Genomic DNA, 24,992 nt, shown 5'->3' on the forward strand with positions numbered 1-24,992 from the left:
CCGCGCGAGTATCGAGCTAGGGCCGCCTCAGCTCGACCAAGCGCCTGGCGGTCCGCACCGGACCTGCCAGGCGCTTTTCGCATGCCAGGGGCACAAAACGCACCCGTCACCCCTTGCCATCCCAAATGGCGAGACAATAGGAAGTACTGACCGCCGCCGAGCAGTCCAGGCCGGCACCGCGCCACAGCAGAGAGAAGGACGTCCGTCATGACCATCGCTCAGAAGCTCAGCTTCGACGTGCAGCTATCCGACCACGCTCGCACCGCGGCCGAGCGGGAGCAGGTGCTGGCGAGCCCCGGCTTCGGACAGACCTTCACCGACCACATGGTCGTCATCGACTACACCGACGGCCGCGGCTGGCACGACGCCAGGCTCGTGCCGTACGGACCGCTCAGCCTGGACCCGGCGACGTCGGTCCTGCACTACGCGCAGGAGCTGTTCGAGGGTCTCAAGGCCTACCGGCAGGTCAACGGCTCCATCGTGGCCTTCCGCCCGTACGCCAACGCGGCCCGGCTCAACCGCTCGGCCGCCCGCATGGCGATGCCCGAACTGCCGGAGGAGACGTTCGTCGAGTCGCTCGAACTGCTCGTCCAGACCGACCGGGAGTGGGTGCCGACCACCGAGGGGCACAGCCTCTACCTGCGGCCCTTCATCATCGCCACGCAGGTGGGCCTCGGCGTGAACTACCCCTCGCGCACCTACTCCTACCTCGTCATCGCCTCTCCTGCCGCCTCCTACTTCAGCGGCGGCGTCAAGCCGGTCTCGGTCTGGCTGTCGACCGAGTACACCCGCGCGGCCCCCGGCGGCACCGGCTTCGCCAAGTGCGGCGGCAACTACGCCGCCGCCTTCGTCGCCCAGCGCCAGGCCGTCGAGAACGGCTGCGACCAGGTCGTGTGGCTGGACGCCCAGGCGCACGAGTACGTCGAGGAGATGGGCGGGATGAACCTGTTCTTCGTCATCGGCGACAAGCTCGTCACCCCCTCGCTCACCGGGACGCTGCTGCCCGGCATCACCCGCGACTCGATCCTCACCCTCGCCGCCGACCTGGGCCTGGAGACGGAGGAGCGCCTCGTCTCGGTGGAGGAGTGGCAGGCCGGCTGTGAGTCGGGCGAGCTGAGCGAGGTCTTCGCCTGCGGCACGGCCGCGGTGGTCACGCCGGTGGGCTCCGTCAAGGGCGCGAACCGCGCCTGGACGATCGGCGACGGCACGCCCGGCCCGGTGACCATGCGCGTGCGCGAGGAACTGGTCGGCATCCAGTACGGCTCGCGCCCCGACCCGCACGGCTGGGTGCACAAGATCTGCTAGTCGCCGGCCTCGGCCGTGGGGCTCACTCGTCGACGAGCTTGCCGGTGTCGAGAGTGAGCTTCCACGGCTCCGGGAGATCCAGCGGCTCGCCTACGGCCACCTCGGTGTGGTGGAGGTAGGTTCCCCTGTCGTCGCAGGGGTGACTCATCAGACTCACCAGGTTCTTCAGCGGGTCCACCCGAAGGAAGAGCGGCACGCCCGCCAATGCGTAGGCGCCTGGCTTGAAGGTGTAGTCGTCGTGGACGCTGCTGGGAGAGACGACCTCCACGACGAGCAGGGTGTTGTCGCCGTGCACGGCGTCGTTGCCCCACATGCGGCGTTTGCGGGGGACGATGACGAGGTCGGGGACCAGCAGACCCTGCTGGGCCCCCAGGAAGAGCTTGATGTTGGTCCATGGGCGCCAGTCGTTGTCCATGAGGACCCGGGTGATCTGGAAGAGCAGGAGTGCGATGACGTCGTTGTGGGCTCCGGTGGGCACTTCTCTCACCACGATCCGCTCGTCGATGAGCTCCACACGGCGATCAGGCAGAACTTCGCAGACGGCCCGATACTGCTCCTCCGGTGTCGGAGCGCAGGTGGATTCGACGGTGGGACGTTCCAGAACCTTGGCCATGCTTTCATCATCCCCTCCTGGGCGATAAGCGCAACGTGCTTCGTGAGATACTCACGGTAACGATGCGCGTCAACGTTCGCCCAAGCTTTCGCAAACCCGTTCGCTAATTCTTGCGGATCATGGTCAACCCGTCGGCCAGCGGCAGCAGCACTGTCGTGACCCGGGGGTCGGCCGTCACCAGGTCGTTGAACTCGCGGATCGTCACCGTCGTCGCCGCCTCGTCCGCCGGGTCGGCGACGCGGCCCGACCACAGCGTGTTGTCGACCATGAGCAGCCCGCCCGGCCGCAGCCGCTCGACGAGCAGCTCGTAGTAGGCCGGGTAGCCCGGCTTGTCGGCGTCGAGGAAGGCGAGGTCGACGGGCTGGTCGAAGGCGGCGAGCGTGTCGGCGGCCGGCCCGAGGGTGAGCGTGATCCGGTCGGTGAGCCCGGCGCGCTCCCAGTAGCTCCGGGCGATCGCCGTCCACTCCTCGCTCACGTCGAAGCAGTGCAGCCGCCCGCCGGACAGCCCGCGGGCGATGCATACGGACGAGTAGCCGGTGAACGTCCCCACCTCCACCGCCACCTCGGGCGCCACCAACTGGGTGATCATGGTGAGGAAGCGGCCCTGGTCGGGGGAGATCTGCATCCCCGCGCTGTCACCGGTCGCGGCGAGCGTCTCGGCGGTGAGCTCCTCCAGCAGCGGGTCGGGCCGGGTGCAGTGGTCGAGGAGGTAGCGGGCGACGTCGGGGTGGAGTACGGAGGCCTTCATGGGGCCATTGTGCCGGGCGGCCACGACATTCGCGGTGACCGAGCCGCCCAGCCGACCCTTTGCACCCGGTTTCGGGTAGTGTCTCGGCCGATCAACGAGGTGAGGTCGGGGAATGAAGACGAGGTTGGCGGTGGCCGTGGTGGCCGCCTGCGCGGCGCTGGCCGTGATCGCCGCACTGGGGCTCACCGAGCCCGCGGGGTCGTCCCAGGGCGTCCGGCTGGTACGGCAGAGCGACGGCAGCATGGTGCTGGCCGACACCGGCGGCACGGCCCCCGTGCTCGACCTCTACGAGGACTACGACTGCCCGGTCTGCAAGGAGCTGCACGCACAGGTGGACGCGACGATCCAGCGCCTGGCCAGGGAGGGCAAGGTCAAGGTCGTCTTCCACCCGGTCACGATCTTCCGCGACGAGCCGATGCGCTCCAACTCCGTCCGGGCGGCCGCCGCCGCCCGCTGCGTGCCGGAGGCCAACTGGCTGGCCTTCCGCGACGAGCTGTACGGCATGCAGCCCGCCCCGCACGGCGTGGCCTCGGGCTTCACGGTGGAGGAGCTGGTCGCCGCCGCGAGGAAGGCGGGCGCGGCGGTCGACGACTGCGTGGCCTCGCAGACGTACGCCGAGGCCCACCTGCAGGAGAGCTCCAGGGTCCGCATCGACGGCACCCCCACGCTGGTGCTCGACGGGCGGGTGCTGGGCGGCGAGGCGTTCGATCCGAAGGCCCTGGAAGCGGCCATCGTCGGGGAGCCGGGCGTCACGGTGTGAGCCGGCCCGCGTCGATCCTTCGTCCCAGAGGATGAGACCGATGTGCCAGATCGTGGGTGGGTGTGGCAGACTGCCAGGCACCATGTTCTACGGTCTGCTCATTATCGGCAGGCGCGCTGGCTGACACAGGGACACCGCCAGCGCGCAGACCTCTCACGTCCGTGAGGGGTCTTTTTGTTTTCCAGGGCCTTGCAGGGAGAGACGACACCATGGCCGACGACCGCTTCCACGTCTACGACACGACGCTGCGTGACGGCGCACAGCAGGAGGGGCTCAACCTCACCGTCGCCGACAAGCTCGCCGTCGCGCGCCACCTGGACGGGCTGGGCGTCGGCTTCATCGAAGGGGGCTGGCCCGGCGCCAACCCCAAGGACACAGAGTTCTTCAGGCGCGCCCGAACAGAGCTCGACCTGAAGAATGCGCAGCTTGCCGCGTTCGGCGCAACCCGCCGGGCGGGCGTGAAGGCCGCCGACGACCCCTTGGTGGCCGCACTGCGCGAATCCGGCGCGCCGGTCGTGACTCTTGTCGCCAAGAGCCACGACCGGCACGTGGAGCTGGCCCTCCGCACGAGTCTCCAGGAAAACCTGGCGATGATCCGCGACACGGTTTCCCACCTTCGTGCGGAGGGACAGCGAGTCTTCCTCGACGCCGAGCACTTCTTCGACGGCTACCGGTCCAACCCAGCGTACGCGCTGGAGGTGCTCCGGACGGCGGCCGAGGCGGGCGCCGACGTCGTCGCCCTGTGCGACACCAACGGCGGCATGCTGCCGGACGAGCTGGCCGAGGTGGTGCACGCCGCCGCGCAGACCGGCACCCGGCTGGGCATCCACTGCCACGACGACACCGGCTGCGCCGTCGCCAACACGCTGGCCGCGGTCAAGGCGGGCGCCACGCACGTGCAGGGCTGCGCCAACGGCTACGGCGAGCGCTCCGGCAACGCCAACCTCTTCACCGTGGTCGCCAATCTGCAGCTCAAGCGCGGCTTCGACCTGGTCCCCCCGCAGGCCCTCGCCGACATGACCCGCATCGCCCATGCGATCACCGAGGTCACCAACGTCACCCCCAACTCCCACGCCCCCTACGTGGGCACCTCCGCCTTCGCGCACAAGGCCGGCCTGCACGCCAGCGCCATCAAGGTGGACCCCAACCTCTACCAGCACATCGACCCGGCCCAGGTCGGCAACGACATGCGCATGCTGGTCTCCGACATGGCCGGCCGGGCCTCGGTCGAGCTGAAGGGCCGCGAGCTGGGCTACGAGCTCACCCCGGAGAGCACGAAGACGCTGGTCGAGCGGGTCAAGGACCTGGAGTCCCGCGGCTTCACGTTCGAGGCCGCCGACGCCTCGTTCGAGCTGCTGCTGCGCGACACCGTGCACGGCGAGCGGCGCCGCCACTTCGAGGTCGAGTCGTGGCGCGTGATCGTCGAGCGGACGAAGGGCGGCGAGCTGGTCAGCGAGGCCACGGTCAAGCTGCACGCCAAGGGCGAGCGGATCGTCGCCACCGGCGAGGGCAACGGCCCGGTCAACGCCCTGGACCGCGCGGTGCGGCTGGCGCTGGAGAAGCTCTACCCCGAGCTGGCCCGGCTGGAGCTCGTCGACTACAAGGTGCGCATCCTGGAGGGCACCCACGGCACGGGCGCCATCACCCGCGTCCTCATCACCTCCAGCGACGACACGGCCGAGTGGGCCACGGTGGGCGTCGCCGAGAACATCATCGACGCCTCCTGGCAGGCGCTGGAGCAGGCGGTCACGTACGGCCTGCTGCGCGCGGGCCGCGAGACGTCCTGAGGCGCTAGAGCAGCCGGGCCGGGAAGGTGACGCCCTGGACCGTGACCTTCCCGCCCGAGCACGACACCTTCGGCTCGTCGGTGTCCGGCACGATCACCGTCAGCAGCGACTCGGCCGCCGGCGACACGACGACGCCGGTGGGCTCCTTCGACAGGTAGGTCGGCGACACCCAGCCGAGCCTGCCGCCGCGCTCCACCTGCTGCCCGCCCACCGGCTTGCAGTCGGGGGAGAGCTGGAGCAGCGTCACCTTGAGCTTGCCGTCGCTCAGCACGACCCGGCCGCCGCCGTTCGAGACGACCTTGTACGACGGCGCGAACCGCCACACGCTGCGCACCTTCCTGCCGCCCGAGGCGGTGTCGTGCACGGCCATCAGGTCCTCGCCGTGGTTGACCAGCACCGACCGGGTGCGGCTGACCCCGTAGGCCTTGTCGGTGAGGCGGAAGGCCTGCCGGCCGTCGCCGTGGGCGGTCTTGGTGAGCCTGCTGGAGGTGCGCGGCCGGAACCGCTGCCCGACGACGGTGGGCACGTTGTGCGCCTCGGGCGACATCGTCCAGTAGCGGTAGGCGCTCTTCTCGTAGGAGTGGAAGCCGGTGTCGACGAGGATGTCGCGGCCGTGCGCGTAGTAGGTGACGCCGAGGTGGTCCTCGTGGCCGTGGAACTTGGTCCCGGGGCCGAACCTGATCGAGTAGTACGCCGACTCGGGCTTGCCCCAGGCGGTGCGGCCGTAGACGTACCCGGCCCGGTAGACCTTGACCTCCTGCTTCGGCGTGCCGGTGTCCATCTTCGGCTCGGTCTCGGCGCTGCCGTCGCCGATGGGCACCATGTAGCCGTTGGGCTGTGTGGAGTGGGCGACGAACTCCTTGAGCGCCTCGGCGCGCCGGGAGATGTCGCCGGGCACCTTCCGCCCGCAGTCCTTCATGTTGGTCATCGCGACCTGGAGCCGGCCGTGGACGTAGACGGCGTAGCGCGGCGCCTGCTCCATGAGCGCGCCCTGCGCGTCGACGTCGAGCTTGACCGTGCCGGTGAGCCGTTTGACGGCCAGGCCCGTCCAGTCGCCGCGGCCGTAGCGGCAGCCGATGCTCATCAGCGCGATGTCCTGGTCGATGCCGTGGTTGTGGCCCTTCTTGTAGAGCCTCGGGTCGGCGAGCAGCCGCGCGTGCTCGGCCAGGCTGGCCTTCAGCCAGCCGTCCTTGACGTGCATGCTCAGGCAGACGAGCGCCTGCGAGCGCAGGGAGACGGGGTGGTCCTTCCACACGTACGCCGGGGTGCCGGGGGCGCCGCGCCGGTTGGCGGTCACCCAGTCCTCGGTGATCTCCTTGGCGCGGTCGAGGTAACGCTCCTCGCCGGTGTTCTCGTAGGCGACGACGAGCGTGCCCATCCAGCGCAGCGAGTGGAAGACGAACTCCCACGACCGGTTCCTGTACGGGCTCGCGTGCCAGTCGATCTTCTTGCCCAGCTTGAACGGCGGCAGCCCGACGAGGGAGATCTCCCCCTTCATGACGTCGTCCACGGTCGGTGTGCCGGGGATCCAGTCGCCCTGGCACTGGCTGGTCCGCTTGGGCGCCGCGGTGGTCAGCCGGGTGGACTGCGCCGTGGCCTGCGAGGCGGCCTGCGAGGCGGCCTGTACGGGGGTCCCCGGCATGCCGGTGGCGAGCATGAGGGCAAGGGGGATCGCGAGGCGGCGCACGCCGGTTCCTTCCGGATCAAGAAGCCAGATCAAAAAGATGGGGGCGGAACATGCTGTCCGAATCTGGATCAACCGGTCAAGTTGGCTGCCGGATCGTTAGCCGCCTGATGTGACACGTGGACATTTGTATCCTGGTTTGCCCGTATCGGGGCTGAGTCTGAGGGGTCGGGGAGGCCGACGGTGTCCACAGTGCGCGCACACGGGGTCTTCCTGCTGGCCCTGCTGGCCGGGGTGGCCCTTCGCGCCCTCGCCGTGCTCGGCTACCGCCCGGCGATCTGGTTCTGGGCCGACTCCTTCGCCTATCTCAACGCGGGTCTGGACCCGCGCCCGCTGGAGACGCGCACGTCGGGCTACTCGCTGTTCCTGTGGGCGCTGCGGCCGCTGTCCGGCATCGAGCCGGTCGTGATCGTGCAGCACCTGCTCGGCCTGGCCGTCGGCGTGCTGGTGTACGCCCTGCTGCGCCGCCGCCTGCCCGGCTGGGCGGCCACGCTGTTCGCGCTGCCGGTGCTGCTGGACGCCTTCCAGATCCAGCTCGAACACCTGATCATGGCGGACCTGCTGTTCGTCTTCCTCGTCATGGCGGCGGTCGCGCTGCTCATGTGGCGGCCGCCCACCCCCTGGACGGCCGCGGCGGCGGGCCTGCTGCTGGCCGCGGCCACCGTCACGAGGAGCATCGGCCTGCCGCTCATCGCCGTGGTGCTGGTCGCGCTGCTGCTGCGCCGCGCCCCGTGGCGGTCCCTCGTCGCGCTGGCCGTGGCGGGCGCGATCCCGCTCGCCGGCTACGCGGCGTGGTTCCACTCCGAGCACGGCACGTACGGGCTGAGCCGCGGCGGCACGTTCCTCTGGGCGCGGACGATGACGTTCGCCGACTGCCCGAGGATCGACCCCGACACGCCCGCGCTGTGCCCGGCCGAGCCGCTCGGGCGGCGCAAGGCCCCGCCGGAGTACATCTGGTCGGCCGACTCGCCGATCACCTCCGTCGAGGGCGGCTCGGCCCGGCGCGACGAGGTGGCCGGCGCCTTCGCCCGGCAGGCCATCCTGGCCCAGCCGCTCGACTTCCTGGCCGCCGGGCTGACCGACCTCGCGCACGTCTTCTCCTGGGAGCGCCGGGTCTACCCGGTCAAGGGGCCGCAGAGCGCCTACGTCTTCCCGGAGCGGCCGGCCCCGTTCAAGGACTCGATCGCCTCCGGCGGCCGCACCGCCGAGGAGATCACCACCGCCTACCAGGGCCGCTCCGGCGAGACGGTCATGGTGGAGCCGTACGCGGGCCTGATCCGCGGCTACCAGGAGTTCGGCTTCCTGCGCGGCCCGTTCCTCGCGGCGCTGCTGCTGCTCGGGCTGGCCGGGGTGGCGCTGCGGTGGCGCGAGCTGGGCGGCGAGGCGCTGCTGCCTTGGGCGGGCTCGATGACGCTGCTCGTGCTGCCGGTGCTCATCGCCGCCTTCGACCACCGCTACGTGCTGCCGGCCGTGCCGCTCGCGTGCCTGGCCGCCGGGCTGGCCGTCGCCCGCCGTACGGCCGGCACGCCCACGCGGCCGGCGCCCGAGCAGGTGGCCCAGCCCGTCCGCTAGGTTGGCCGGATCTTTTCGATAGGTGACCGCACGGCCGCTCCCGTGCGTAGGCGGTTGCCGACATGATGACGGTATGAAGCTGAACGACCTCGTGCTCCCCGACACCGCCGCCTGCCGCGCCGCCTACGAGGTGGCGGCCCGCTACCACTCGCCGTCCCTGCTCAACCACTCCATCAGGGCCTACGTGTGGGCCGCGGCCCACGCCCGGCTGCACGACATCGGCTTCGACGCGGAACTGCTGTACGTCTCGGCCATGCTGCACGACATCGGGCTGACCGCCGAGTTCGACAGCCACACCGCGCCCTTCGAGGAGGCCGGCGGGCACGTGGCCTGGGCCTTCTGCGCCGGCGCGGGCTGGTCGCCCGAGCGCAGGCAGCGCGCGTACGAGGTGATCGTCCGTCACATGTGGGCGGAGGTGCCGGTCGAGGAGGACCCCGAGGGGCACCTGCTGGAGCTGTCGACCGGCATGGACATCTCCGGCCGGCGCACCGACGAGATCCCCGCCGACCTGCGCGCGGAGGTGCTGGACCGGCACCCCCGGCTGGACATCGCCAAGGAGTTCGCCGCGTGCGTCGCCGAGCAGGGGGAGCGCAAGCCGTCGAGCCTGGCCGGCGACTTCGTCCGGTCGGGCATCGCCGAGCGGATCGCCGCCAACCCGCTCGACCGCCCCTAGCCCGCCGAGGCCCGCGCGCTTCTCACTGCTGCTTGGGGCCCGCGCTCTGGACGACCTCGAACGACCAGATCTCCGAGCCGGTGGCGGCCGGGCCGCGCCCGTGGCCGTGCCCCTGGCCCTCGCCCTGCGCCCCGCCGCGCCCGGCGTCGCCGGCGGCCTGGGCGTGGCCGCGTGCGAACGACTGCCCCTGCTGCCAGGCCTGGAAGTCCTCCTCGCTGCGCCAGCGCGTGTAGACGAGATAGCGGTCGGTGCCCTCGACCGGCTTGAGCAGCTCGAACCACTCGAACCCGTCGGACGACTCCACCATCCCGGCCCGGCCGGCGAACCGGCGCTCCAGCTCCTCCCGCATCTCGGCGGGCACCGTCAGCACATTGATCTTCACGACGGACAACGCGACCCCTCTCGCCACGGCCTCACCGCACCCCCTTGCGCGAACCGGTGCGAGCTCCAGGCTATCGCCGGGTACGCCGCCGGACCTCGCGGCCCGGCGGCGGCGATAGCCTTGTCAGGTGCGTATAGCGAGGTTCTCCACAGGCGAAGGCGTGTCGTTCGGCGTGGTCGAGGGCGGCCCGGGCGAGGAGTTCGTCTCCGCGATCTCCGGCCACCCGTTCGGGCAGGTGCAGTTCACCGGTGAACGCCACCCGCTGAGCCAGGTGAAGCTGCTCGCCCCGATGCTGCCCAGCAAGGTCGTGGCCATCGGGCGCAACTACGCCGAGCACGCCCGCGAGCTGGGCAACGACGTCCCCGACGAGCCGCTCATCTTCATGAAGCCGTCCACCAGCGTCATCGGCCACGGCGAGTCCATCGCCTACCCCACCACGCTGTCCCACCGGGTCGACTTCGAGGGCGAGCTGGCCGTGGTGATCGGCCGGCTGTGCCGCGAGGTGCCGGTCGAGCGGGTCAAGGACGTCGTCTTCGGCTACACGTGCGCCAACGACGTGACGGCGCGCGACCTGCAGAAGCGCGACGTGCAGTTCACCCGGGCCAAGGGCTTCGACACCTTCTGCCCGCTCGGCCCGTGGATCCGGACCGACCTCGACCCGGGCGACCTGGCCCTCACCACGACCGTCAACGGCGAGGTGCGCCAGAGCGGCCGCACCAGCCAGCTCGTCCACGACATCCCGGCCCTCGTGGCCTACGTCAGCGCGGTCATGACGCTGATCCCCGGTGACGTTATCCTGACCGGCACCCCGGCCGGCGTCGGCCCGATCGAGATCGGCGACGAGGTCAGCGTCGGCATCGAAGGCATCGGCACTCTCACGAACAAGGTGGTCGCTCGTGACTGAACTACGGGTGCGTTTCGCCCCGTCCCCCACCGGCATGTTCCACGTCGGCGGCGCCCGCACGGCGCTGTTCAACTGGGCGCTGGCCGAGCAGGCGGGCGGCAGGTTCGTGCTGCGCATCGAGGACACCGACGCCACCCGCAACCGGCCGGAGTGGACCGAGGGCATCATCTCGGCGCTCGACTGGATCGGCGTCAACGGGTCCAACCCGGCGTTCGAGGGCCCCTACTTCCAGTCGGCGTACGAGCCGCAGCACCGCGAGGCGGTCGCCAAGCTGCTCGCCGACGGCAAGGCCTACTACTGCGACTGCACCCGCGAGGCCCTGCAGGCCCGCACCGGTTCCGAGCACAAGGGCTACGACGGCCACTGCCGCGGCCGGGGCCTGACCGAGGGCGCGGTGCGCTTCCGCACCCCCGACGAGGGCGCGACCGTGGTCGACGACGTGATCCGGGGCCGGGTCGAGTTCCCCAACGACGCCCAGGAGGACTTCGTCATCGCCCGCACCGACGGCTCGCCGCTCTACGTGCTGGCCAACGCGGTCGACGACATCACCCAGGGCATCACCCACGTGGTGCGCGGCGAGGAGCACCTGGGCAACGCCGCCAAGCAGCAGCTGCTGTGGCCGGCGCTCGGCGCGACCCCGCCGGTCTGGGCCCATCTGCCGGTCATCGTCAACGAGCAGCGCAAGAAGCTGTCCAAGCGGCGTGACAAGGTGGCCCTGGAGGACTACCGCGCCGAGGGCTACCTCGCCGAGGCCATGGTCAACTACCTGATGCTGCTCGGCTGGGGGCCCGGCGACGACCGCGAGATCATGCCGTGGGCGGAGATGATGCCGCTTTTCCGGCTGGAGGACGTCAACAGCTCCAGCGCGTACTTCGACGAGAAGAAGCTGCGCGCGTTCAACGGCGAGTACATCCGGGCCCTGCCCGTCGACACCTTCGAGGAGCGCTGCGCGCCCTACCTGGAGGCCGACTGGGACCGCGAGACGTTCAGCAAGGTCGCCGGGCTGGCGCAGACGCGCATCGCGCTGCTGTCGGAGATCCGGCAGAACGTCGACTTCCTGTTCCTCGACGAGCCGGTGTTCGACCAGGCGTCCTGGGACAAGGCGATGAAGAACTCCCCGGTGGAGATCCTCACCGGCTTCCTTGAGCGGCTCGACACCGTGAGCTGGGACCCCGAGTCGCTGAAGGAGGCGCTGGAGGAGGTGGGCGCCGCCCACGGGCTCAAGCTGGGTAAGGCGCAGGCCCCGGTGCGGGTCGCGGTCACCGGCCGGACGGTGGGCCTGCCGCTGTTCGAGTCGATCGAGGTGCTCGGCCGCGAGCGGTCCCAGGACCGGATCCGCGCGGCGCTAGCGCGCCTGCGAGGCTGACGCACGCGCCGGCCGCCATCGACAGCCACACCCCGGTCACGCCGAGCGGGCCGCTCAGCACGTACGCCAGGGGAAGCTGCACGGCGAAGCCGGCCAGCGTGGCGGCGAGCAGGCGGCCGCCACGCCCGCTCGCCTGCAGCACCCCGCCCACGGCGATCAGCCCGCCGAACGGCACCAGATAGAGCGTCATCCAGCGCAGGAAGCCGACGGCCGGCGCCGGGTCGGCCGCGAAGAGCGCCGTGACGGGCCACGCCACGGCGTTCAGCGCGGCCGCCACCACCGCTCCGGCGCCCAGGCCCAGCCACAGCGGCGACCCGGTGGCCTCGCCCCGCGCGGTGCTGATCAGCGCCGCCTGCCGCAGGGCGTAGAAGACCATGACCCCGGCCAGCATGACCTTCTGCCCGATGCCGTAGCCGGCCAGCTCCGCCGTCCCGAACCCGGCCACGACGTCCACCATCGCCAGGCCCACGGCCGAGCGGGCCAGGAAGTCCCCCGACATGGGCAGCCCGGTCCGCACCATCTCCCCGGCCACACCGGCGCCCCCCGGTGCCCGCGGCTCGTCCCGCCGCAGGGCACGGGCCAGCGCGGCCACCGAGATCGCCAGCGTGACCGCGCGCGCCGCCACGGTGGCCAGCGCCGCTCCCTGGACGCCCAGGCCGAGCCCGTAGATGAACAGCGGGTCAAGCGCCACCACGAGCGCGTTGCAGACGAGCGCGTGCCGCATGGGCCGACGTGTGTCGCCCAGGCCCTTCAGCACGCCGTCCACCACGGTCTGCGCGAAGAAGACCGGCAGGCCGCCCAGCGAGATCAGGAAGAACTCGGCCGTGAGCCGCCACTCCTCGGTGAGCAGCGCGGCCAGCGGCTCGCGCAGCAGCACCGCCGGCACGGTGATCGCCACCGACAGGACGGCCCAGAGCAGCAGGCCGGCCCGCACCACGGGACGCAGCGGCTCGCGGCCGTCGCGGCGGCCCACCAGCACCGTGATCCCGGTCGGCACGGCCAGGAACAGTCCGTAGGCCAGGTATTCGGCGGTGGTGGCCACGGTCACCGCCGCGATGGCGGCCTCGCCGAGGCCGGACACCCACAGCAGGTCGATCAGGCCGACCGCGACCACCGCCGTGACCAGCTCCACGTAGACGGGCAGGGCCAGCCGGATCATGGCATACCTCGATTCGTAGTATCTCGATTAGAGGTATAACGGTACGATGCGCCCATGGCAAGCGGCGGTGACCTCGCCCTCACGATCCTGGGGTTCCTCAACGAGCGGCCGATGCACGGCTACGAGCTCAAGGCCCGCCTGGCGGGGCTGTCCGGCCACCTGCGCCCCGTCAGCGACGGCGCCCTCTACCCCGCCATCTCCCGGCTCGAGGCCGCCGGGCTGGTCCGGCGGCACGAGGAGACCGGCGCCGCCGCGGCCCGCAGACAGGTGCTGACCCTCACCTCCGAGGGCCGCGAGGAGCTGTTGCGGCGGCTGCGCGAGCCCGCCGACCTGCAGATCAGCGACCAGAGCAGGTTCTTCGTGCTCCTCGCGTTCCTGTCGGCGCTGTCCGACCCGGCCGACCGGGCACGGGTGCTGCGCCGCCGGCTCGCCTTCCTGGAGGCTCCGGCCGGCTTCTTCTACGAGGGCGGCAGGCCGGTCAGGGCGCGCGACGAGCCCGACCCGTACCGGCGCGGCATGCTGGTGATCGCCCGGGCGGCCAGCCAGGCCGAGCGCGCCTGGCTGGCCGAACGGATCGCCGAGCTGGAGCGTCCGCCACCGCCCCAGCCGCCGGATGACCGGAGATGACGGCCTTCCGGGCCCGGACGGGCCGGGCTAGACCAGGCCGCGCCGCTCCAGCAGCGGCTGGATCGACGGCTCGCGCCCGCGGAAGTCGCGGAAGGCCGCCAGCGGGTCGAGGCTGCCGCCCCGTGACAGCAGGGTCCGCCGGAAGTGGTCGCCGTTCTCGCGCTTCAGCCCGCCGTTCTCCTTGAACCACTCGACGCTCTCGGCGTCGAGCACCTCGCTCCAGATGTAGGAGTAGTAGCCGGCGCTGTAGCCGCCCGAGAAGATGTGGGCGAAGTAGTTGGTCCGGTAACGCGGCCGGACGACCGGGAAGGCGATCTGAGCGGCTTCCAGGGCCTTCTGCTCGAACGCCTCGGCGTCGTCCACCTCCTCGCCCGGGGCGAGCTTGTGCCAGGCCCAGTCGAGCAGCGTCGCGGCCAGATACTCGACGGTCATGAAGCCCTGGTTGAACTTCTCCGCCGCCTGCATCTTCTCGACCAGCTCGGCCGGCATCGGCTCGCCCGTCTCGTGGTGCCTGGCGTAGTTGGCCAGCACCTCGGGCCAGGTCGCCCACATCTCGTTGACCTGCGACGGGTACTCGACGAAGTCACGCGGCACGCTGGTGCCCGACACGCGAGGGAAGCGCACCTCGGAGAACAGGCCGTGCAGCGCGTGCCCGAACTCGTGGAAGGCCGTGGTCACCTCGTCGTAGGTGAGCAGCGTCGGGCCCGCGGCCGGCTTGGTGATGTTGAGGTTGTTCAGCACCACCGGCTTCTCGCCGAACAGCAACGACTGGTCCACCAGGTTGTTCATCCACGCGCCGCCGCGCTTGCCCGGCCGGGCGTACGGGTCGAGCGCGAACAGGCCGAGCGCGCTCCCGTCCTCGTTGAACACCTCGAAGACCCGCACGTCCTCGTGGTAGCCGCGCAGGTCCGGCCGCTCGGTGAACGTGATGCCGTACAGCCTGGTCGCGGCGTGGAAGATGCCGTCGCGGAAGACGCGGTCGAGCTCGAAGTACGGGCGCATCGCCGAGGCGTCGAAGTCGTAGCGCGCCTGACGCACCTTCTCGGCGTAGAACGACCAGTCCCACGGCTCGATCTCGAACCCGGCCTGCTCCGCCAGGGCCTCGGCCTCCTTGCGGGCGTTGCGCACCGCCGGGCCGACGAGCTGGCCCAGCATCTCCTCGACCGCCTCGACGGTCTTGGCCGTCTGGTCGGCGACCCGGTAGGCGGCGTGGTTGGGGAAGCCGAGCAGGCTCGCCCGCTCGGCCCGCAGCCCGGCCATCCGCACGGCCAGCCCGAAGTTCTGCGGCGCGCGCTCCACGCTCAGCGTGTAGAGCCTGCGGCGCACGTCACGGTCGGTGAGCTGGGCCAGACCGGGCTGGTTGGTGAAGTTCAGCAACGGCAGGACGTAGCGGCCGTCACGCTCCAGCGAGGCGATCCGGGCCTCGTCGAACCCGTCGAGCGCCTTGGCGTCCTCCACCACCAGGGCCGAGTCGTTCGCGGCCTTGAGCAGGTTCTGGGCGAACTCGGTGGACAGCCGCGACAGCTCCTCGTTCAGCTCCCGCAGCCGCGCCTGCTCCTCCTCCGACAGGTCGGCGCCCGCCCGGACGAAGTCGTCGCGGTACTTCTCCAGCAGCCACGCCTCTTCGGGGTCCTCGGTGGTCACCCGCCTGATGCGCTCCCACAGTGCCCGGTTCAGCCGGATGGCGTCGCTGTGGCGGGTCAGCTCGGGGGAGATCCGCTTCTCGATCTCCATGACGCCGTCCGTCGAGTCGGACGCCACGACGCTGAAGAACGCCGTGGCCGTGCGCTGCAGGAGGCGCCCGGACCGCTCCAGGGCGGCGATCGTGTTGTCGAAGGTGGGCGGCTCGGCATTCCCCGTGATCGCATCCACCTCGGCCAGCTGCTCGGCCATGCCCCGCTCGAAGGCGGGCAGGTAGTGCTCCTCGCGGATGTCCGCGAAGGGCGGCAGTTGGTAGGGCAGGCTGCTGGGGGCGAACAACGGGTTCTCGGCCAACGCTCGGGCTCCTCCACGTGGTGTTTTGTCCCCCACAGCTTGGCACGACCGGACCCGTGCCGGACGCTCCCGGCAATCGTTTTGGCCTTGGAGCCCAAGCTGGGCTATTCTTTCGGACGTCGCCGAACGCGCCCCCCGGGGCTCGGACCGGTGGGGTATGGTGTAATTGGCAGCACGACTGATTCTGGTTCAGTTAGTCTAGGTTCGAGTCCTGGTACCCCAGCAAGTAGCGGATGTCTCACAGAGGCGTCCGCTTTTCTGTTTCTCCACGAATTCCGGACCCGGCGGCCCTCCCCGCCCGCCGTGGAGACTCCCGCCGCGTACGGCAGCCGGCCCGCGCACCCGTACGGCTGTCAGCCCGCCCCGCCCGTACGGAGCCCGCGCGACCGTCATGGGGGCCGCGGCGTCCGCGCGCCCGTGGGATCGCCACCGGCGGGATCCGCTCGGCCGGCGACGGTTTGGTTGTGCTCCTCAGGGTGCGGTAGAGTTACACGCGTCGCCGGGGAGGCCCGGCGACGATCGCTTGTGGGACATGGTCCCGTCGTCTAGTGGCCCAGGACGCCGCCCTCTCAAGGCGGTAGCGCCGGTTCGAATCCGGTCGGGACTACCACAGTCACCACAAGCCATCGCGAAGGTCCCGTCGTCTAGTGGCCCAGGACGCCGCCCTCTCAAGGCGGTAGCGCCGGTTCGAATCCGGTCGGGACTACACAGCCTTCCTCCAACGCCCCGAGCGCCCAGCGCCGGGGCGTTTTCCGTATGCGGGATCCCCTGGGAAGTTCTGCGGAACGCCCACCACTATCTGTACACGAGTGCTAACGTCATGTGAGCGACCCGGCCCTGGCGCGATGCGATGGCGCGCGATCGCCGAACGGTTCCTGGAGGAGATCATGTCGTCCACTGCGTGGCCGGTCTACAGCCCCTTCGCTCGCGAGCACTTCGGCAAAGGGAAAGCCGAAGGGAAGGCCGAAGGGAAGGCCGAAGGGAAGGCCGAAGGGAAGGCCGAAGGTGAGGTCGAGGCGCTGCTCACCGTGCTGGACGTGCGGGGGCTGGCCGTGAGCGAGGAGGCCAGGGCTCGTATCACGGCCTGCACCGATCTGGCGCAGGTCCAGGAGTGGATCCGCCGGGCGGTCACCGCCGCGTCCCTTGACGACCTCTTCGACTGAGTCGCGACGGAGCGGGCGGGGGGCGTCGCCGTGCGGCGAAGGGCGCCAGGGCGGCGACGAGCTCGGCCGTCGACCGCCTGGCGCCCCGCCGCCTTCGTGTCTCAGGCCTGCGAACGAGCCTTGAAGAGAGCACGGCGGGCCGCCTTGGCGACCTGCTTGTCCGGGTGGACCTGCGAGATCAGGTCGAGCAGCTCCTCCACGTGCGCGTGCGGGATCTTCCAGATCACCTCGAGAAGCTCGTTGAGCAGCTCCGGCCCGATGTCGCGCAGGCTGCTCACGAACTCCGCCCGCCCCAGGCCGGCCGAGATGGTCCACATGTCGAGGATGAGCCAGTGCGTGTCGTCCTGGGTCGGCTCGGGCGCGCCCTCCACGCCGAGCTGGCTCAGATGGGTGGCCGCGTACGGCCGGAGCGACGACTGCTTGAGCGCCTCCTGCCAGGCCGGGACGGCCGCCTCGCCGAGCGTGCCCACCACGCTGGCCGCCTGCACCCGGATGAGGGCGTCGCTCTCGTCCTCGGCCGCCGCCTCCAGCAGCTCCTCGGCGGCCCGGCCCGGCTCGCGCAGCCGCATCCAGGCGGCGAACTCGGCGTCCGCCTCCTCCTCCGGCAGCTCCGCGCTGAGAGCCAGCAGCTCGTGTGCGCTCATCGATTCGATGGCGGGCCGGGCGTCCACCTCGATGTCGGCGTCGTCGACCAGGTGGACGACGCCTTCGGTGCCGAGCGGCGTCAGGGCGAGCGTGCCGCCGGTCGCCACGCCGTCGACGACCGTCGCGCCGTCGACGGTGATCATCCCGTAGCCGACGAGCCAGTCGATGACCGGTGTCAGCGGGTCGCCCGCGGCCTCCCAGGCGTCGGTGCCCAGCTCGTCGATGTCGGCGGCGGCCTCGGCCAGCTCCCGGCGCAGCCCGTCGAGCTCGCGCGTGCCGCCGGCCAGCAGCAGCCGGACCAGCAGTGCCCGGGTGAGCCCGGCCAGCGCCATGGTGAGGTCGTCGTCGGCCAGCTCCGGGTCGCCGTAGTCGACCGAGTGGAGGCCGAGCATCCAGGCTTCGAGCACGTCCTCGTCGTCGTCGAACGGCCACTCGGACGTGTCGTCCTGCACCGCCACCGTGTCGCCCTCGCCGGGCTCCAGGAACTCCAGGTCGACGGCGAGGTTCCAGATGTTCCACAGCATGGGGACGGCCTCGGCGAGCGGGCCGTCGGTCTGCGGCACCGGCAGCCCGATGGCCGTCAGCGCCTCCTCGACCTCCGCGTCGGACAGCAGCGTGTCCTCGCCCACCCGGCGCCCCGAGCCGACCCACAGGGCCAGGTCGCGGGCCTTGGCGATCAGCGGCACCTCGCGGGCGGCCGCGGCCAGCTCGACGTCGGGACGCAGCCGGATCGTCGGCAGGTCGGCCAGCTCGTCGGCGAACGGCTCGAAGTCTCCCAGATCGCCGGTCTCGTCCTCCTCGTCGTCGCCTTCGGCGTCGTCGAGGAGGTCCTCCATCAGCTCGACGAACTCGTCCTCGACGTCGTCGAGCTCGGCCTGCAGCTCGGCGAGCGAGTCGGAGCCCTTGGCCAGCCTGCCCGTCTGCGAGAGGAAGGTCAGGTAGGCGTCCACGGCCGGGAGCATGCCGTCAGCGGCGGAGTCGGGGTCCTCCACCACCTTGGGCATGCGGTCGAGCAGCAGGTTTCGCAGGTCGGCGCGCTTCCACGTGCCGAGATCCTGGGAGTAGGCGAGACGGTGCCACAGAGCTGCCGGCCCCACGAGCTCGGGGTCACTGTCGGGCGCGTTGGCGCGCGCCCACAAGATGAACTCTTCGAGCAGGGGTCGCAGCTCAGTGGCGGCTACCTCGATGCGATCTGTCACGCACTCAGGCTAGTGCGCCCGCGAGGCAGTCGGCTCCCCAAATACGCCGTTTGGCTGATCATGACGTGCGGCGCATCGATTCGGTGATGCGCTCGGCGGCCGCCATGACGGGCACCGCGTGGAGCCGGCCGGGCGCCCTGGTGAGCCGTTCGATGGGGCCCGACACCGACACGGCGGCGATCACCTTGCCGCCGGTGCCGCGGATCGGCGCCGACACGCTCGCCACGCCCTGCTCGCGCTCTCCCACGCTGTGCGCCCATCCCCGGCGTCGTACGGAGGCCAGGGTCGCCGCGGTGAACTTGGCCCCGCGCAAGCCCCGGTGCAGCCGGTCGGGCTCCTCCCAGGCCAGCAGGATCTGCGCCGCCGAACCCGCCGTCATGGGCAGCGCCGATCCCACCGGCACGGTGTCACGCAGTCCGCTGGCGCGTTCGGCCGCGGCCACGCAGACCCGCTCGTCACCCTGCCGGCGGTAAAGTTGCGCGCTCTCGCCGGTCAGGTCACGCAACTGCATCAGCACCGGCGCGGCGACGGCGAGCAGGCGGTCCTCGCCGGCGGCCGTGGACAACTCCGAAAGGCGGGGGCCGAGGACGAATCTGCCCTGTGTGTCACGGCTCACAATGCGGTGGTGCTCAAGGGCGACGGCCAGCCGATGCGCGGTGGGGCGGGCCAATCCGGTGGCCTGAACGAGTTGTGCCAGCGACGCCGGGCCGGCTTCGAGGGCGTTGAGCACCAGAACGGCCTTGTCGAGTACTCCGACTCCGCTAGAGTTGTCCATACACCGATACTGCCGTCTCGACATATGAGAAGGCAAGTCGGAGGCGTCACTGCGACAGCGGTGCATCGCACCAACAGGAGGAGATCATGGGCCGCACACTGGCGGAGAAGGTCTGGGAGCAGCACGTCGTGCGCCGCGCCGACGGCGAGCCCGACCTGCTCTATATCGACCTGCACCTCATCCACGAGGTGACCAGTCCGCAGGCGTTCGACGGGCTCCGGCTCGCCGGCCGCAAGGTGCGCAGGCCCGATCTCACCATCGCGACCGAGGACCACAACGTGCCGACCGTGCTCGGCCCCATCGCCGACCCGGTGTCCAAGACCCAGGTCGAGACGCTGCGCAAGAACGCCGCCGAGTTCGGCATCCGGCTGCACCCGATGGGCGACGCCGGGCAGGGCGTGGTGCACATCATCGGACCGCAGTTCGGTCTCACCCAGCCCGGCATGACCATCGTGTGCGGCGACTCCCACACCTCCACGCACGGCGCGTTCGGCGGCATCGCGTTCGGCATCGGCACCTCCGAGGTCGAGCACGTGCTGGCCACGCAGACGCTGCCGGCCTACCGGCCGAAGACGATGGCCATCGAGGTGTCGGGCGAGCTGCCCGTGGGCGTCACGGCCAAGGACCTGATCCTGGCCATCATCGCCAAGATCGGCACCGGTGGCGGCCAGGGCTACATCGTCGAGTACCGCGGCGAGGCCATCCGCAAGCTCTCCATGGAGGGCCGGATGACGGTGTGCAACATGTCGATCGAGGCGGGCGCCCGGGCCGGCATGATCGCCCCCGACGAGACCACGTTCGCCTATCTCCAGGGCCGGGCGCACGCGCCGTCCGGCGAGCTGTGGGACCAGGCCGTCGCCTACTGGAAGACGCTGCGCACCGACGACGACGCCGTCTTCGACAAGGTCGTCGAGATCGACGCCTCGACGCTCACCCCGTACGTCACCTGGGGCACCAACCCGGGCCAGGGCCTGCCGCTGGACGCGGCCGTGCCGGAGCCGGAGAGCTTCAGCGACCCGATCGAGCGCTCCGCCGCCGAGCGGGCCCTCGAGTACATGGGCCTGACCGCGGGCACGCCGCTGCGCGAGATCGAGGTCGACACGGTGTTCGTCGGCTCGTGCACCAACGGCCGCATCGAGGACCTGCGCTCGGCGGCCGAGATCCTGCGCGGCCGCAAGGTCAGGACCCGCACGCTCATCGTGCCGGGCTCGATGCTGGTCAAGCTGCAGGCCGAGCAGGAGGGGCTGCACGAGGTGTTCAAGGCGGCCGGAGCCGAGTGGCGGGAGGCCGGGTGCTCGATGTGCCTCGGCATGAACCCCGACACCCTGCAGCCGGGCGAGCGCAGCGCCTCCACCTCCAACCGCAACTTCGAGGGCCGCCAGGGCAAGGGTGGCCGCACCCACCTGGTGTCGCCGCAGGTCGCCGCCGCGACCGCCGTCACCGGCCGCCTCACCGCCCCCGCGGACCTCTAGCGCGGCCGGGTGCGGCGGCCCGGCCGCCGCCTCACCTGACGCGCTCTCGCATGCAGACCTCTAGGAGATCCCGACCATGGACGCTTTCACCACCCACACCGGTACGGCGGTGCCGCTGCGCCGCAGCAACGTGGACACCGACCAGATCATCCCGGCCGTCTGGCTCAAGCAGGTCAGCCGCACCGGCTTCGAGCGCGGCCTGTTCGCCGCCTGGCGCGAGGACCCCACGTTCGTGCTGAACGACCCGGCCTACCAGGGCGCCTCCATCCTCGTCTCCGGCCCCGACTTCGGCACCGGCTCCTCGCGCGAGCACGCGGTCTGGGCGCTGCAGCAGTACGGCTTCCGCGTGGTCGTCGCCGCGCGGTTCGGCGACATCTTCCGCAACAACTCCACCAAGATGGGCCTGCTGCCGGTCGTGCTGCCGGGCGAGAAGGTGGAGGCGCTGCAGGCCGCCGTCGAGGCCGACCCGTCGCTCCAGGTGACCGTCGACCTGGTCGGGCGCGAGGTCCGCTGGGCGGACGAGGCCGTCGGCTTCGAGATCGACGACTACACCCGCTGGCGCCTGATGGAGGGCCTCGACGACATCGGGCTGACCCTGCGTCACGCCGACGAGGTGGCGGCGTACGAGAATGGTCGGCAGCCATGGCTGCCGACCACCGTCTAGAAGACGCCTTCGAGGACGACGAGCTGGCGCGGCGGTTGCGTGAGGCGCACCGCCGCGTTCGCGCGCTGCCCAGCGCCGACAAAGCGCGATATGCCCGTAGATATCTGGCAATCTGCGACCTCGCGAAGCGCGATCCCGAGCGGGCCGCGGCCCGGCTGGAGGCATTCCTGGCCGGGCTGGACGGCGATCCCGACACGCCACGCGCAGCCGAAAGCACGCCGGGTGATTGAGTTCGCCCGCAATCAGGCTTAGTTTCGGGAGAGTAAGGGGTTTCTACGTCTTAGCTTCGTGAGCTGGAACCCCGAGCCGTAACGGGGGGAGCACAACGTATATGAACAAGCGAGAGCTCGTTGACGCCATCGTAGAGCGGATCGGCGACCGGCGCACGGCCACCGAAGCCGTCAACGCGATCATCGATGTCGTCCAGAAGACGGTAGCGAGCGGGGACAAGGTCTCGATCACGGGCTTCGGCGCGTTCGAGATGGTTCACAAGCCGGCTCGCTCGGCCAGGAACCCGTCGACAGGGGCGGAGATCAAGGTTCAGGAAAGCTGGGGGCCCAAGTTCCGTCCGGGCTCCGACTTCAAGGAACTGGTCAACGCCGGCGGCAAGAAGGCCGCGAAGAAGAAGTAACGCCAGCCCGTACGCCCGGCTCCGCACATCTGGGGAGCCGGGCGTCTGGCGTACCGGGGGTGATCGCTCCGGCCACCCCTCACCGTAGAGACCGTCACCCGCGCAGGCCGTCACCCGCGCAGGCCGTCACTCCGACGGCACGGGGAACGTCGAGAGCGTGACGTAGGTGATCTCATCGCCGCGCGTGACGAGGCGCACGCGCTGCCCCTGACGCAACAGCCGCAGCGGCCCCGCGTCGAAGGCGGGCGCGCCGAAGGCCAGCACCGTCCCGTCGTCGAGGAAGACCGTGCCGGAACGGGTGGTCTCGTCGAAGCTGCGCACCGTGGCCTGCACGCACACCAGCGTAGACCGTCTCACGGCTCCGGCCACAGCTCCTCCACCACGGCCGCGGTGTGCCGGCCCAGCCCGAGCGCCCGGGCGGCGCGCAGGTCGCCGGGGGTGTCCACGTCGCGCCGGACCGACTCGATGCCGGCCGGGCACACCTCCTTCGCGCCGCCGGCCAGGTGCTTGGCCCGCGACTCCCCGCCGAACCTCGGCGTGAAGGGCACGCCCGGCCGTACCCCGTAGAACGTCGTGCCGACGTCGAGCGCGTCGGGCACGAACGCCTGGTCGAAGTCGGCCGCCGCCGCCAGCGCGACCGCCAGCTCGGCCGGGCGCAGCGCGGGCAGGTCGGCCTGCAGCGCGCCCACCGGGGCGTCCGGCGCGAGCCGGACCGCGTGCGCGGCGCCCGTGCGCAGCGCGGTGTTGAGACCCCGGTCCGGGTCGGGCACCACGTCGGCGCCCAGCGCCGCGAGCGGCCCAGCGGCGGCCGGATCGGCCGTCACCACGATTACCCGTTCCACCAGGGGGCAGGAGAGCGCCGCCGAGACGGTGTCGCAGGCGACCGCCACGGCCAGCCGCGTGCGGTGCGGGCCCGTCGCGGCGGCCAGCCGGGTCTTCGCGGCGACCAGCGTCTTCACCGGGATGACCAGTGACCAGCGGTTGCTCATAGGGTTAAGCATCGCGCCTCGACATCCCCGGTGACCAACCGGGAGACTTGGGGCGCACACCGTTCGGCTTGGAGGAGAGCATGAGGCGCCTCACGCGACCATCGCGTTTCTGGGAGAGCCTGGCCGTGGTGATCGTGAAGCCGTTGTCGCTGCTCCTCGTCAAGAGGGACTGGCGGCACGGGGAGCGGATCCCCCGCGAGGGCGGCATCATCATCGTCGCCAACCACCTGTCGTGGACCGATCCGGTGCTGCTCGCGCACTTCCTGTACAACAACGGCCGCTGGCCGGTCGTGCTGGCCAAGTCGGCGCTGTTCAAGGTGCCCCTGCTGGGCCACGCGGTGCGCTCGCTGTGCGCCATCCCGGTCTACCGCGGCAGCGCCGACGCGGCCAGGTCGCTGCACGAGTCGGCGCAGCGGCTCAAGGACGGCGGGGCGATCCTCTTCTACCCCGAGGGCACCTGCACCCGCGACCCCGCCCTGTGGCCGATGGTCGGCAAGACCGGCGCGGCCAGGCTCGCGCTGGAGAGCGGCGCCCCGGTGATCCCGGTGGCCCACTGGGGGGCGCACGAACTGCTGCCGTACGGGGAGAAGCGGCCGCGGCTGTTCCCGCGCAAGACGTTCCGCGTGTCGGTGGGACCGCCGGTCGACCTGTCGGCGTACGCCGGCCGGCCGCCGCACGCGAGCGTGCTGCGCGAGGCGACCGGCGACATCATCGCGGCCATCACCGCGCAGCTCGCCGAGCTGCGCGGCGAGCAGGCGCCCGAGTCCCCCTACGACCCGGCCGGGCGGTGACCTGATGACCAAGGCCGCCGTGTTCGGCACCGGCTCGTGGGGCACCACGTTCGCCATGATCCTCGCGGAGGCGGGCACCCGCACCACGCTGTGGGGGCGCCGGCCGGAGCTGGTGGAGGCGATCGACCGCACCCACACCAACCTCGACTACCTGCCGGGCGTGGCGCTGCCCACGTCCCTGCGGGCCACGACCGATCCGGCCGAGGCGCTGGAGGGGGCCGACTTCGTCGTGCTGGCCGTGCCCTCGCAGTCGCTGCGGGCCAACCTGGCCGCCTGGCGCGAGCACATCCCGCGCGACGCGGTGCTGGTCAGCCTGATGAAGGGCATCGAGCTCGGCACCACCAAGCGGATGAGCGAGGTCATCCGCGAGGTGGCCGGCGTGCCCGAGGACCGGGTCGCGGTGGTCTCCGGGCCCAACCTCGCCAAGGAGATCGCCCAGCGCCAGCCTGCGGCGACGGTCGTGGCCTGCGTGGACGAGAGCGTGGCCGCCCGGCTGCAGGAGGCGTGCCACCTGCCGCCCTGGTTCCGGCCCTACACCAACCCCGACGTCGTGGGGGTCGAGCTGGGCGGCGCGGTCAAGAACGTCATCGCGCTGGCCGTCGGCGTCTCCGTGGGCATGGGCATGGGCGACAACGTCTCCGCCATGCTCATGACCAGAGGGCTGGCCGAGATCTCCCGGCTGGGTGCGGCACTCGGCGCCGATCCGCACACCTTCGCCGGGCTGGCCGGCATGGGGGACCTGGTGGCCACCTGCACCTCGCCGCTGTCGCGCAACCGTACGTTCGGCGAGCGCCTCGGCAGGGGCATGACGCTGACCGAGGTGATCGCCGCCACCCGGCAGACCGCCGAGGGCGTCAAGTCCTGCGAGTCCGTGCTGGAGCTGGCCAGGAAACACGACGTGGAGATGCCGATCACCGAGGTGGTCGTGGGCGTCGTGCACGACGGCATGTCGCCGGCGGAGGCGGGGATGCTGCTCATGTCGCGGTCGCCCAAACCCGAGCGCTACGGCGTGTGAGGGAAGGCGGCCGGACATGACAGACCTGACCCTTGCGGACACCACGCCCGGGCTTGACTCGCTGTAGAAGGGA

25 protein-coding genes and 3 tRNA genes are annotated in these 24,992 nt (G+C 71.1%); 18 read left to right on the top strand and 10 right to left on the bottom strand.

What is annotated here, in order from left to right; all coding sequences use genetic code 11:
- Window positions 1-207: 207 nt before the first annotated feature.
- Window positions 208-1,305 (top strand): branched-chain amino acid aminotransferase, encoded by a 1,098-nt coding sequence (locus CXR44_RS21640; protein WP_101787907.1) that lies wholly within the window; start codon window positions 208-210, stop codon window positions 1,303-1,305.
- A gap of 22 nt (window positions 1,306-1,327) precedes the next feature.
- On the opposite strand, the gene CXR44_RS21645 is transcribed toward CXR44_RS21640, so the two are convergent.
- Together CXR44_RS21645 and CXR44_RS21650 are read right to left on the bottom strand one after the other, a co-directional pair.
- A complete protein-coding gene (locus CXR44_RS21645) occupies window positions 1,328-1,918 on the bottom strand; it encodes a Uma2 family endonuclease (RefSeq protein WP_101787908.1) in 591 nt (196 codons plus the stop codon).
- Between the two features lie 103 nt (window positions 1,919-2,021).
- Window positions 2,022-2,666 (bottom strand): O-methyltransferase, encoded by a 645-nt coding sequence (locus CXR44_RS21650; protein WP_101787909.1) that lies wholly within the window; start codon window positions 2,664-2,666, stop codon window positions 2,022-2,024.
- A gap of 112 nt (window positions 2,667-2,778) precedes the next feature.
- Here CXR44_RS21650 and CXR44_RS21655 point away from each other — a divergent pair, with 112 nt between their 5' ends.
- Window positions 2,779-3,426 carry a DsbA family protein gene (locus tag CXR44_RS21655; RefSeq protein ID WP_101787910.1) on the top strand — a complete coding sequence of 216 codons (648 nt, stop codon included), beginning with the start codon at window positions 2,779-2,781 and terminating at the stop codon, window positions 3,424-3,426.
- Window positions 3,427-3,635: 209 nt separating this feature from the next.
- Complete coding sequence (cimA, locus tag CXR44_RS21660) at window positions 3,636-5,213, top strand: citramalate synthase (protein WP_101787911.1); 1,578 nt, start codon at window positions 3,636-3,638, stop codon at window positions 5,211-5,213.
- A gap of 4 nt (window positions 5,214-5,217) precedes the next feature.
- Here the strand turns inward: cimA and CXR44_RS21665 are convergent, their stop codons facing one another.
- On the bottom strand, window positions 5,218-6,900 hold the full coding sequence (locus CXR44_RS21665) for a heparinase II/III family protein (RefSeq protein WP_245899307.1): 1,683 nt from the start codon (window positions 6,898-6,900) through the stop codon (window positions 5,218-5,220).
- A 180-nt stretch (window positions 6,901-7,080) separates the two neighbouring features.
- Between CXR44_RS21665 and CXR44_RS21670 the strand changes: the two genes are divergently transcribed.
- Together CXR44_RS21670 and CXR44_RS21675 are read left to right on the top strand one after the other, a co-directional pair.
- A complete protein-coding gene (locus CXR44_RS21670) occupies window positions 7,081-8,469 on the top strand; it encodes a hypothetical protein (protein ID WP_144070042.1) in 1,389 nt (462 codons plus the stop codon).
- Window positions 8,470-8,542: 73 nt separating this feature from the next.
- Window positions 8,543-9,142, top strand: a complete 600-nt coding sequence (locus CXR44_RS21675; RefSeq protein WP_101787913.1) for an HD domain-containing protein — start codon at window positions 8,543-8,545, stop codon at window positions 9,140-9,142.
- Between the two features lie 22 nt (window positions 9,143-9,164).
- Here the strand turns inward: CXR44_RS21675 and CXR44_RS21680 are convergent, their stop codons facing one another.
- Window positions 9,165-9,533: an antibiotic biosynthesis monooxygenase family protein gene (locus CXR44_RS21680; protein ID WP_101787914.1), complete on the bottom strand. Its 369-nt coding sequence runs from the start codon at window positions 9,531-9,533 to the stop codon at window positions 9,165-9,167.
- Window positions 9,534-9,651: 118 nt separating this feature from the next.
- Between CXR44_RS21680 and CXR44_RS21685 the strand changes: the two genes are divergently transcribed.
- Both CXR44_RS21685 and gltX read left to right on the top strand, forming a co-directional pair.
- Entirely contained in the window at window positions 9,652-10,428 is a 777-nt protein-coding gene (locus CXR44_RS21685; protein ID WP_101787915.1) for a fumarylacetoacetate hydrolase family protein, read from the top strand.
- Entirely contained in the window at window positions 10,421-11,794 is a 1,374-nt protein-coding gene (gltX, locus tag CXR44_RS21690; RefSeq protein WP_101787916.1) for a glutamate--tRNA ligase, read from the top strand. The genes CXR44_RS21685 and gltX overlap by 8 nt, the downstream gene beginning before the upstream one ends.
- Here the strand turns inward: gltX and CXR44_RS21695 are convergent.
- A complete protein-coding gene (locus CXR44_RS21695; protein WP_101787917.1) occupies window positions 11,688-12,953 on the bottom strand; it encodes an MATE family efflux transporter in 1,266 nt (421 codons plus the stop codon). The two genes, gltX and CXR44_RS21695, sit on opposite strands and share 107 nt — an antisense overlap.
- Window positions 12,954-13,007: 54 nt before the next feature.
- Here CXR44_RS21695 and CXR44_RS21700 point away from each other — a divergent pair, with 54 nt between their 5' ends.
- On the top strand, window positions 13,008-13,580 hold the full coding sequence (locus tag CXR44_RS21700) for a PadR family transcriptional regulator (protein WP_101787918.1): 573 nt from the start codon (window positions 13,008-13,010) through the stop codon (window positions 13,578-13,580).
- A 27-nt stretch (window positions 13,581-13,607) separates the two neighbouring features.
- Here CXR44_RS21700 and CXR44_RS21705 read toward each other — a convergent pair whose 3' ends face one another.
- Window positions 13,608-15,575, bottom strand: coding sequence for a M3 family metallopeptidase (locus CXR44_RS21705; RefSeq protein ID WP_101787919.1), 1,968 nt, complete (start codon window positions 15,573-15,575; stop codon window positions 13,608-13,610).
- A gap of 151 nt (window positions 15,576-15,726) precedes the next feature.
- On the opposite strand from CXR44_RS21705, the gene CXR44_RS21710 reads away from it, so the two are divergent.
- From CXR44_RS21710 to CXR44_RS39575, 4 genes are all read left to right on the top strand, one after another.
- A tRNA-Gln gene (locus tag CXR44_RS21710) sits at window positions 15,727-15,798 on the top strand.
- A gap of 311 nt (window positions 15,799-16,109) precedes the next feature.
- Window positions 16,110-16,185: transfer RNA gene (locus tag CXR44_RS21715), tRNA-Glu, on the top strand.
- 23 nt (window positions 16,186-16,208) lie between these two features.
- A tRNA-Glu gene (locus CXR44_RS21720) sits at window positions 16,209-16,281 on the top strand.
- A gap of 139 nt (window positions 16,282-16,420) precedes the next feature.
- Entirely contained in the window at window positions 16,421-16,738 is a 318-nt protein-coding gene (locus tag CXR44_RS39575; RefSeq protein ID WP_219601942.1) for an RpnC/YadD family protein, read from the top strand.
- A gap of 101 nt (window positions 16,739-16,839) precedes the next feature.
- On the opposite strand, the gene CXR44_RS21725 is transcribed toward CXR44_RS39575, so the two are convergent.
- On the bottom strand, window positions 16,840-18,582 hold the full coding sequence (locus CXR44_RS21725; protein ID WP_101787920.1) for a hypothetical protein: 1,743 nt from the start codon (window positions 18,580-18,582) through the stop codon (window positions 16,840-16,842).
- A gap of 58 nt (window positions 18,583-18,640) precedes the next feature.
- Window positions 18,641-19,357 carry an IclR family transcriptional regulator gene (locus tag CXR44_RS21730; protein ID WP_101787921.1) on the bottom strand — a complete coding sequence of 239 codons (717 nt, stop codon included), beginning with the start codon at window positions 19,355-19,357 and terminating at the stop codon, window positions 18,641-18,643.
- A gap of 86 nt (window positions 19,358-19,443) precedes the next feature.
- On the opposite strand from CXR44_RS21730, the gene leuC reads away from it, so the two are divergent.
- From leuC to CXR44_RS21750, 4 genes are all read left to right on the top strand, one after another.
- On the top strand, window positions 19,444-20,829 hold the full coding sequence (gene leuC, locus CXR44_RS21735) for a 3-isopropylmalate dehydratase large subunit (RefSeq protein ID WP_101787922.1): 1,386 nt from the start codon (window positions 19,444-19,446) through the stop codon (window positions 20,827-20,829).
- A 76-nt stretch (window positions 20,830-20,905) separates the two neighbouring features.
- Window positions 20,906-21,493 (top strand): 3-isopropylmalate dehydratase small subunit, encoded by a 588-nt coding sequence (leuD, locus tag CXR44_RS21740; protein WP_101787923.1) that lies wholly within the window; start codon window positions 20,906-20,908, stop codon window positions 21,491-21,493.
- On the top strand, window positions 21,472-21,723 hold the full coding sequence (locus CXR44_RS21745; RefSeq protein WP_101787924.1) for an SCO5555 family protein: 252 nt from the start codon (window positions 21,472-21,474) through the stop codon (window positions 21,721-21,723). Before leuD ends, CXR44_RS21745 begins: the two co-directional genes overlap by 22 nt.
- A 101-nt stretch (window positions 21,724-21,824) precedes the next feature.
- Window positions 21,825-22,124 (top strand): HU family DNA-binding protein, encoded by a 300-nt coding sequence (locus CXR44_RS21750; protein ID WP_101787925.1) that lies wholly within the window; start codon window positions 21,825-21,827, stop codon window positions 22,122-22,124.
- Between the two features lie 126 nt (window positions 22,125-22,250).
- Here CXR44_RS21750 and CXR44_RS40220 read toward each other — a convergent pair whose 3' ends face one another.
- On the bottom strand, window positions 22,251-22,481 hold the full coding sequence (locus CXR44_RS40220; protein WP_245899308.1) for a hypothetical protein: 231 nt from the start codon (window positions 22,479-22,481) through the stop codon (window positions 22,251-22,253).
- Window positions 22,478-23,113, bottom strand: coding sequence for a 2-phospho-L-lactate guanylyltransferase (gene cofC / locus CXR44_RS21760; protein ID WP_101787926.1), 636 nt, complete (start codon window positions 23,111-23,113; stop codon window positions 22,478-22,480). The genes CXR44_RS40220 and cofC overlap by 4 nt, the downstream gene beginning before the upstream one ends.
- Before the next feature lie 80 nt (window positions 23,114-23,193).
- On the opposite strand from cofC, the gene CXR44_RS21765 reads away from it, so the two are divergent.
- Together CXR44_RS21765 and CXR44_RS21770 are read left to right on the top strand one after the other, a co-directional pair.
- Window positions 23,194-23,904, top strand: a complete 711-nt coding sequence (locus tag CXR44_RS21765; protein ID WP_101787927.1) for a lysophospholipid acyltransferase family protein — start codon at window positions 23,194-23,196, stop codon at window positions 23,902-23,904.
- A 4-nt stretch (window positions 23,905-23,908) separates the two neighbouring features.
- Window positions 23,909-24,919, top strand: coding sequence for an NAD(P)H-dependent glycerol-3-phosphate dehydrogenase (locus CXR44_RS21770; protein WP_101787928.1), 1,011 nt, complete (start codon window positions 23,909-23,911; stop codon window positions 24,917-24,919).
- Window positions 24,920-24,992: the final 73 nt, after the last annotated feature.

It is taken from the genome of Nonomuraea indica (assembly GCF_002850745.1).
GTDB classification, from domain to species: Bacteria; Actinomycetota; Actinomycetes; order Streptosporangiales; family Streptosporangiaceae; genus Nonomuraea; species Nonomuraea indica.